6 protein-coding genes are annotated in these 8,597 nt (G+C 46.6%); 3 read left to right on the plus strand and 3 right to left on the minus strand.

Going from position 1 to position 8,597, the window contains the following annotated elements:
• Positions 1–287: 287 nt before the first annotated feature.
• Positions 288–2,264, minus strand: a complete 1,977-nt coding sequence (locus tag QZ998_RS12370; RefSeq protein ID WP_296561030.1) for an FAD-dependent oxidoreductase — start codon at positions 2,262–2,264, stop codon at positions 288–290.
• A gap of 36 nt (positions 2,265–2,300) precedes the next feature.
• Entirely contained in the window at positions 2,301–3,461 is a 1,161-nt protein-coding gene (locus QZ998_RS12375; RefSeq protein WP_296561032.1) for an iron-containing alcohol dehydrogenase, read from the minus strand.
• Positions 3,462–3,763: 302 nt separating this feature from the next.
• On the opposite strand from QZ998_RS12375, the gene QZ998_RS12380 reads away from it, so the two are divergent.
• From QZ998_RS12380 to QZ998_RS12390, 3 genes are all read left to right on the plus strand, one after another.
• Positions 3,764–5,314 (plus strand): helix-turn-helix domain-containing protein, encoded by a 1,551-nt coding sequence (locus QZ998_RS12380; RefSeq protein ID WP_296561033.1) that lies wholly within the window; start codon positions 3,764–3,766, stop codon positions 5,312–5,314.
• Between the two features lie 369 nt (positions 5,315–5,683).
• Positions 5,684–7,321 carry a D-alanyl-D-alanine carboxypeptidase family protein gene (locus tag QZ998_RS12385; protein ID WP_296561035.1) on the plus strand — a complete coding sequence of 546 codons (1,638 nt, stop codon included), beginning with the start codon at positions 5,684–5,686 and terminating at the stop codon, positions 7,319–7,321.
• A 29-nt stretch (positions 7,322–7,350) separates the two neighbouring features.
• Complete coding sequence (locus QZ998_RS12390; protein ID WP_296561038.1) at positions 7,351–7,743, plus strand: rhodanese-like domain-containing protein; 393 nt, start codon at positions 7,351–7,353, stop codon at positions 7,741–7,743.
• A gap of 155 nt (positions 7,744–7,898) precedes the next feature.
• On the opposite strand, the gene QZ998_RS12395 is transcribed toward QZ998_RS12390, so the two are convergent.
• On the minus strand, positions 7,899–8,450 hold the full coding sequence (locus QZ998_RS12395) for a hypothetical protein (RefSeq protein ID WP_296561039.1): 552 nt from the start codon (positions 8,448–8,450) through the stop codon (positions 7,899–7,901).
• Positions 8,451–8,597: the final 147 nt, after the last annotated feature.

Consider the following 8,597-nt stretch of genomic DNA (forward strand, 5'->3'; position numbering starts at 1 on the left):
GCTGGAGACGACCTAAGACGGCGCATCCGTGCGTGACTGATCACTTTACTTGGCAATCCGCAGTTGTCCATGAAGCAGGAAAAAGTCTAAGGGCCGACAGGCCCTAATCGAATCCCGTGACTTCAGTCATGGGTAGTTCAAAAGCTTTTGTATCAGGCCAAAAATGCCGGGCGAAATGCTCTGGTTTCAGAGGAAACGGCGGTAAAATATTAATCACAAAAAATTGGCGAATACCTTATGGTATTCGCCAATTTTTATATCAAGACTAATAGTGTGATATTTAAGTATTAAACTAAATGATAAGCGGCAACAAAACCGGTTTCCACGGCATTAGCAATGCGGCCGACTTGGGCGACATCACCAATCTTTTCGACACGGTCAAAGTTCTTAAGGATTTCATCCGCCAGGGTCTGATCTGCTTTGACACCGAGGGATAGAACCACATGATCAACAGCGAGGTCAATATGTTGGCCATCTGGTTGCTCTAATTTAATGGACTGATCTTCAATTTCAACCAGTTTGTGAGCTGGCATAAAAACAGTGCCGAAGCGCATCAGCCGGGCTTGGACATCGCTGAAACTCTGCCAGCTGGCATCGGGTCCGATGCGATCCGCCATTTCCACCACAAAGACCTCGTTGTCCTGGGTTTCTAACAGTTCAGCCGTTTCCACCCCAGTCATGCCAGAGCCGATGACAGCTACTTTTTTACCGGTTAAGGTTACCTTCCCGGAAAGAATATCAGAACTGGTACAGACATGGGCTTTTTTAACACCCTTGATCGATTGGGGAACAATGGCTTCGGCACCGGTTCCCACAAAGACGGCATAAGGATCGAGGGCGCTTATGGCATTATGGGTTGCTGGGGTATTGAGGCGGACATCCACACCGAGCTTTGTGAGTTGCGTTTTATAATAATCAATCAGCCAGTTGATTTTATCTTTGTGGGGCGGTTTGTTGCCTAAGCAGAGCTGCCCGCCCAGCTCACTATTTTTCTCAAATAAGACGACCTTGAATTGGCGCTGCGCTAGTTTTCTAGCGGCTTCCATTCCCGCTGGCCCGCCACCGATAACAACCACTAAACGACCATCACCATCGCGGCGGTCATCGTTGTAGAACCATTCCCGGGCAGCCCGGGCATTGATGGCACAGGCAAAGGGTTCGCCCTTCATCCCATTAGCTATCATTGAGTCCATACAGTTCAGACAGGAAATACAGCGGCGGATCTCATCGACTTGCCCAGCGGCAGCCTTATTGACCCAATCGGGATCGGCCAGTAAACCCCGGGCGATGGTAACCCCGTCGACCCGACCTTCGGCGATGATTTTTTCGGCAAACTCAGGGTTTCTGATCACACCAACCCCAAAGACCGGTACATCTACCGCTTTTTTAACGGCTTCGGCCAGGTAGATCTTCCAGCCTTCAGCAAAAGAAATCGGCTCCCAGGCCTGATTCATGGTTTCATAAATACCAGCGGAGACATTGATCGCATCCAGACCAAAGGGGACCAGATATTTACATATTTCAACCGCTTCATCAAGCAGCAGGCCGTCTTCAGAAAAGGGGAACATCGATTCCCGCAGAAATTCATCCGCTGAGATCCGCAGCATCACCGGGTAGTCCCGCCCCAGTCGCTTGCGAATACCTTCAATAATTTCTTTAATAACGCGAGCACGGTTTTCGGTGCTGCCACCATATTCATCGGTTCGTTTATTGGTCAGCGGTGAAATAAACTGATTGAGCATGTAGCCATGGGCACTGTGTAGTTCAACCCCATCGATCCCCGCTTTGTAGCAGCGTTCGGCGGCATTGATATAATCCTGAACAAAGCTTTTGATTTCGGCATTGGTCATTTCCCGGCATTCAGCCTGAGTCAGCATACTCTTGATGCCGCTGGGGGAAATGGTCGCTCGTCCGCCGATCGCCATATTATCGGTTTGGCGGCCGGGATGGTGCAGCTGGATAAAGATGGCACCATCGTAAAAATGAACGGCTCGGGCCAGTTTTGTCAGCCCGGGGATGCAGTCATCGGTGGCTGCCGAGGTTTGCCGCGGCATCATTACACCGGTTTCGTTGTTGACCCGGGTGACTTCGGTAATAATCAGGCCAGCGCCGCCTTTGGCGCGCTCGGCATAATAGGCACATTCGCATTCAGAAACAGTGGCGTTATCATGGGCTGTTCCTGAGCCCATGGCACCCATGACTACCCGGTTTCTAAGTTTTAGGGTGCCAATATTAATTGGTGATAAAAGATTTTCAAATGACATTGTGTTCTCCTTTTTTAATCTTAAAGTGACAGAAATTTATTGATAAGAATCGTAAAGCTTGCCCAGGGATTCGGTAATTACCGTTTCGGTAACGGGAACCGGGCAGAGGAAGCGTAGTCCCTCGTTGGCGACATAGTCCGTACAACCAAGAATCTGCTCCCGGGTCAGATCAAGTTCTGTAAGGGTTGGCAGGCCCAGTTCTTTCTGAAAAGTGCGAAGGTGATTGGCGACCGCCAGACCAATTTCCTGAGGGTCTTTTGATGACACGGTTAGGCCCATACAGGCACCGATTTTTTTAATCTTGTCAGGATAAACCGGGGCCGTCAGTTCAATAATGACTGGTGTTACCAGCGCACAGGCCACACCGTGGGGAATGTGGTAGGTTGCACCCAGGGAGTGGGCAATAGCATGACCAAGATGGACCATCGCATCATTAAAGGCAATGCCGGCATGGTTGCTGGCCAGGGCCAGGTTTTCCCGGGCTTCCAGATTCATGGGCTCATCGGCGGCCACCGGCAACCACTTATAAATACGCTCAATGGTGTCATAGCAAAGTACATCAGAATGGGGATTGGGTTGAATACTGGTCAGGGCTTCACATACATGAGACAAGGCATCCATACCAGTATAAAGGGTGATTGCTTTCGGCATACCCAGGGTTAATTCCGGATCGACAATGGCAAAGCTGGGTGGTGAAGGGACGCCGATTTTTTCATGAGTTTTTGTGTCACTGATGACGGCAACAAAGGTGCTTTCTGATCCGGTTCCGGAAGTGGTAGGGATTAAAATCAGTTTCATCGATGGATTTGCAAGTGGCATCATTTTTCGGGTGTAATCGAGCATTTCGGCGACGGTTATATCATTTGCGGCGAGCACACTGATGCCCTTGGCGGTATCCAGAACGCTGCCACCACCGATACCTATGATACCATCGACGGCTTCGCCTTTGGCAAGATCGGCCCCGGCTTGAACAGAGTAATCCGGTGCGTCCATTTCACTGCGGTTAAATAAAATCATCTCAATACCAGCGGCCTCTAAACTGTCGACTACTTTTTGAATATGACCCAATTTTTCAACGTTTTCATCGGTTACAACTAAAACCTTACAGAATCCCAGTTCTTTTGCCACATCTCCAGTTGTGCTCACGGCACCTGCTCCGAAAGCGACCGGACATAATTGCGTGTATCGTTGTACCATCTCAAATCCTCCTTGATTTTGTTAAAGACATGTCAGTCCTATTTTGTTATCAGTATATCAGTTGCAAGCGTTTTCGTCTATGTGAGCGTTTGAGATTTCTGTGATCGGAAAGAAGTCTGACGACAAAGGAAACTTGTAAAAACTGACAAGAAGCAGATGGTGAAATTGTAAAAGATTACAAAGAGGTGGTTGGGATCAATGGATGCGACCAGGGTTAAGGTTTTTATTTAAGACCTTAATGTACAGGGATTTGACCTCGTGATATAATGGGTTAAATTCGAAAAGATAGTAAGGTGGTTCTGATGGCAGTAACACTTAAAAAAATTATTTCGGTCTTGAATGGGCGTTCCCTTAAAATGATCAGTAGTGGCGACGGCGAAAACATTGAGATTAAAGGCGTTGACTATTTTACGGAGCAGCTCACAGATTTATCGCCTGACGAGGTCTATGTTCTAAAAGGGTCAGAAATTTACCGACGGCCACTGGGGAATAGGAATTACTTTATCATCATTGAGAATGAGCCGCTGGACGAAAAACAACTCCGCGAAAACAATGCCATTCTGGTCGATAAAGAGTGGGAACCGGAACGTGTGGTCAGACAGATAAGACAATTATTTGAGGATCAGTATCGGGTTGGTGACAGCTCAATAAAAATTCTAAAGGCTTGCCAGAAAGGCGCAACCATCCAGCAACTACTCGATCTGGGCTACCAGATGCTTTGTAATCCGTTACTTCTGGTGGACGTTTCACTTTGTTTTATTGCCCATTCCGGAGGTAATAACATTGAAAATGAACCGCTCTGGGAATGGACCCTTTCTAAGGGATATGTCAATAAAGAGTACGCCCGCTCAGTGATGAACGACGACTCTCAAACGGACATGCTTGAGGGGGATACGGTGCTGGTCATCTGGGAAACCGGTCTGTTAAACCATCGCCAATTGGTTGGCCGGGTTTTAGACAATAATCGCCCGCTGGCATATCTCAAACTGTTGGAATATCATCATCCGATTAGCGAAAGCGATGAGGAAATTTTAATTATGCTGTGTCATGCGGTGGCCATGACGATGGCGCACATAAATGGTAGCAGTCATGTCGCAAGTTCACTTAGTGATACCTTCTTGATTGCCCTTTTGAATCAGAAAATGTATGATCACAGGGCCATTGAGGAACGGGAAAGAATCTATGGGTTGAAGCTCTATAAAAATCTCTTCGCTCTGGTCATTCGCATTGATAATCGCCAGAATACCAACGATCGCCTGTATTATTTAAAACGGATCTATCAGAATTTCTTTAATCGTCAAACGGTGATCATTTACAATGGACAATTGGTGATTTTGCTTGACACGATGACCGAAGAAATCCAGAATGAACGGGAAATGGCTTCTTTTGAGAGTTTGCTGGAAGAAAATGACTGTACTGCCGGGATCAGCAAAATATTTTATCATCTTTATGATTTTTGTGAACACTATAAACAGGCGCACAACGCGCTGAATTTAGGGGATCAGCTAAAGAAGCCGGGTCGTATCAGAAGTTATGACGAGCTGATTATTCCCCATATGATCCTCAGCTTCAGAGGTGAGACAAACATTAAGAATTTAATCCATCCGGTGGTAAGAGCGCTAAAAGAATTGGATGAGAAAAAAGGCAGCAGTTTTTTAAAAACCCTGGTTGCCTATATAAATCATAATCAGGACACCACCCTGACGGCTAAAAGTCTGCATATTCACTATAATACCCTGAAATATCGGATTAATCGGATCATTGAAATAACCGATCTTGATTTATCTGACAGTGAAACCTTGTTTAAGATTCAACTATCCGTGAAAGTGGATGATATACTCGATTGTATATAGTAAAAAAAGTCGAGAAAGAAGTGGAATCCCGGTGATCGCTTCTCATTCAGCACCTACCGATGAAGCTGTTTTACTGGCCCGCTAGTTTAATCTCACCCTGATTGTCTTGCAGGAAAGACTTACCTACGATGGCTGTTCTGGGCATTGCGCTGACGTTATTGGGATTGTTCATTTCAGAAAAGCGGAGCGCCCCGGGTAGAATCACCAGAGAACAACCAGAAAAGAACAGCTAGAAAAATCCAACAGACATGATTTTATAACAAGTTAAGAACAAATTATCTGACCATTTCCATGATTTATGATAGAATAAATTATGGAAATATTTTTTTATGATATAACACGTGATACATAGAAGAAAGGTTGAATGACATGTTAAAATTAAGGTCAATTAGAATCGTATCGATTGGTTTATGCTGTCTGGCTTTATTGATGGGGGTGACGCCAATTTTCGGTAGCGTCAAAGCGGAGGATAATCTGGCACCAACTGAAAACGCTGTCAACACCACCACCGATTCGGTGGCTCAGGCACCGAACTCGGAGCCCGCGGCAAATGCCACGATGGGCTGTTCCTATCGCACCCATGTCCAGAATGTCGGCTGGCAGAGTTTTGTCAGCAATGGCGTCATCAGCGGAACCGAAGGTCTGGGGCTCCGCTTAGAGGGGATTGAAGTGAAGCTCGAAAATGTCACCGGCGATGTGGGGGTGGAATATACCACCCATGTCGAAAACATCGGCTGGCAGAATTATGTAAATAATGGTGCCATCAGCGGCACCTCTGGTCAGTCCCTCCGGCTGGAAGCCATCAAAATCCGACTGACCGGGATTGCGGCCGAGAATTACGATCTTTATTATCAGGTTCACGCCCAGAATTTTGGTTGGCTGGATTGGGCTAAAAATGGTGCCAGTGCCGGAACTGAAGGGTTTGGCTTTCGGTTGGAGGGGATCAAAATTATGGTTGTTCCCAAGAGTGATCCGGCACCGGGCCCAACGAATCGACCATTTGTCACCACCAACATTCAAATGACCTACCAGACCCATATCCAGAACATCGGTTGGGAGGGCTGGAAACAAAATGGCGAACTAAGCGGAACCACCGCCCAGAATCTCCGCCTGGAAGCCATTGAAATAAAAAATAATAATCCCGAAAGTAATGTCGGTATAAAATATCAAACCCATGTCCAGAATCTCGGTTGGCAGGGCTTTAAACAAGACGGCCAAATGAGTGGAACTTCAAACCAGAGCCTCCGTCTGGAGGGGATTCAAATCCAGTTGACTGGCGCTAATGCCGAGCTTTTTGAGGTATATTATGCCGCTTACGTGGAAGGTTTTGGCTGGATGCCCTGGGTGATGAATGGCGAAAGTGCCGGCACCGAAGGTTTGGGTTTGAGATTGGAGGGGGTCCGGATTCTGGTCCAATTAAAAGGATCAGGTGGCCCTAAAAACTTAGAAAATGCTTTGGGTTCGATGACCCAGCTGGTTAATAAAAACCACAGCATCCCCCGGGATTACGTTCCTGCTGATCTGGTCTGGGTTAGTTTGCCATCGACCCGGGATACTCAGCTTCGGGCAGAGGCCGCCCAACAATTAATAAAGCTCTTTGATGGCGCTAGTGCCCAGGGGTTAACGCTTTACTGTTCTTCCGGGTATCGCTCCTATGCGACCCAGGCAGCAATCTATCAATGGCATGTGGAGATGTATGGGGTAGCCGGGGCAGAACTGGTCAGTGCCCGGCCGGGAATGAGCGAGCATCAATTGGGACTGGCCATGGATGTCACATCGGCCAGTGCTTCCTTTGATCTGGTCGAAAGCTTTGGTACCACGGCGGAAGGTCAGTTTGTTAGAGACCACGCTCATAAGTATGGCTTTATTGTACGCTATCCCCAGGGAAAAACGCATATTACCGGTTATGCCTACGAACCCTGGCATCTCCGCTACCTGGGGGTTCCGGTGGCCACCGCCATTTATAACAGCGGCAAAACCATGGAAGAATTCTATGGGATTTATTAGTGCATTTTATTGTTGCGAAAGGTAAAGTTATGAAAAAGATTGGAATACTCCTGCTAGTGATGGTCTTTTTATTGGCCGGATGTTCGAGTCAGGAAAAAGCAAAGGAGATCCCGGTGGTTACTAAAATTACAGCAGCAGAAGCCAAGGCGATGATCGATCAAGGTCAAGACCTGGTCATTCTGGATGTCAGAACCCAAGAAGAATACAACGAAGCTTATATTAAAAATGCCATATTGATTCCTGATACCGAGATTAGTGGCCAGGCGCCAACGATTTTAGCCGATAAAGATCAGACTATTCTGGTGTATTGCCGAACTGGACGCCGAAGCGCCGAGGCGGCAAAAAAACTGGTCGATATGGGTTATACCAATATCTATGATTTTGGCGGCATCTTGGATTGGCCATATGAAGTGGTCAACTAGCTTATCAGATTAAGACATTAAATAAAACCATCCCAGTTGCAACAGATAAGGTGCTGCAACCGGGATGGTTTTTATTCTAAATAGCCCATGCGTTTAGAAATCTCACGGGCTGCTATTTTATTTAATGAAAAGCACTGAGTTTTAATGAAACAGATTTATATAGCGATCTGTCGATAGTAATTGGTTTGAATATAGTTTTCGATATATTGATCGATTTCGATCCAATCATTGACTCGGGTGATCCCCGGAAATAGAGGCCCCTGATTATAATAACAGTCGATCAGCAGCACGTTAAATCCGTGACTCGAAAGTTGTACCGCATTTTCGTAGCGATCTTCAATAAAAATATCACAGCAATATTCATGGGCTTTGGCAACCTTATCATGAGAGCCTAGCAGTGATAGGGTACTTATTGGTATGTGGTAATGAGACAGCCACTTTTCGGTTACCGCTTTCATTTCTGGTTCGCGAGCGGTGACAAAGTGAAGCTTGTGATTGGTGTAAAGGGCAGTAAGAACGTCTTTTACACCTGATCGGATATGGGACTCAGCATAAATGATTTCACCAAACAAGCGATAAAATTCAGCATAGGCTTCTTGTTCTACCCCGAGGTTTAGATATTCATCATAGGCTGTTACCATTTCTGGGATAATTTGTGTGTTGAAGTATTTGTTGGCTCTAGGAAGCCAGTCATAAGCTTCGGTTATCGTTCCTTGAACTACCCATGACTGAAGTCACGGGATTCGATTAGGGCCTGTCGGCCCTTAGACTTTTTCCTGCTTCATGGACAACTGCGGATTGCCAAGTAAAGTGATCAGTCACGCACGGATGCGCCGTCTTAGGTCGTCTCCAGC

The organism is uncultured Acetobacterium sp. (genome assembly GCF_927416815.1).
GTDB lineage: Bacteria > Bacillota > Clostridia > Eubacteriales > Eubacteriaceae > Acetobacterium.

What these genes read in the sequence shown, in the direction of transcription:
- QZ998_RS12385 (WP_296561035.1), top strand. Translation starts at nt 5,684, where the DNA reads ATGTTAAAATTAAGGTCAATTAGAATCGTATCGATTGGTTTATGCTGT.
- QZ998_RS12390 (WP_296561038.1), top strand. Translation starts at nt 7,351, where the DNA reads ATGAAAAAGATTGGAATACTCCTGCTAGTGATGGTCTTTTTATTGGCC.
- QZ998_RS12380 (WP_296561033.1), top strand. Translation starts at nt 3,764, where the DNA reads ATGGCAGTAACACTTAAAAAAATTATTTCGGTCTTGAATGGGCGTTCC.
- QZ998_RS12375 (WP_296561032.1), bottom strand. Translation starts at nt 3,461, where the DNA reads ATGGTACAACGATACACGCAATTATGTCCGGTCGCTTTCGGAGCAGGT.
- QZ998_RS12370 (WP_296561030.1), bottom strand. Translation starts at nt 2,264, where the DNA reads ATGTCATTTGAAAATCTTTTATCACCAATTAATATTGGCACCCTAAAA.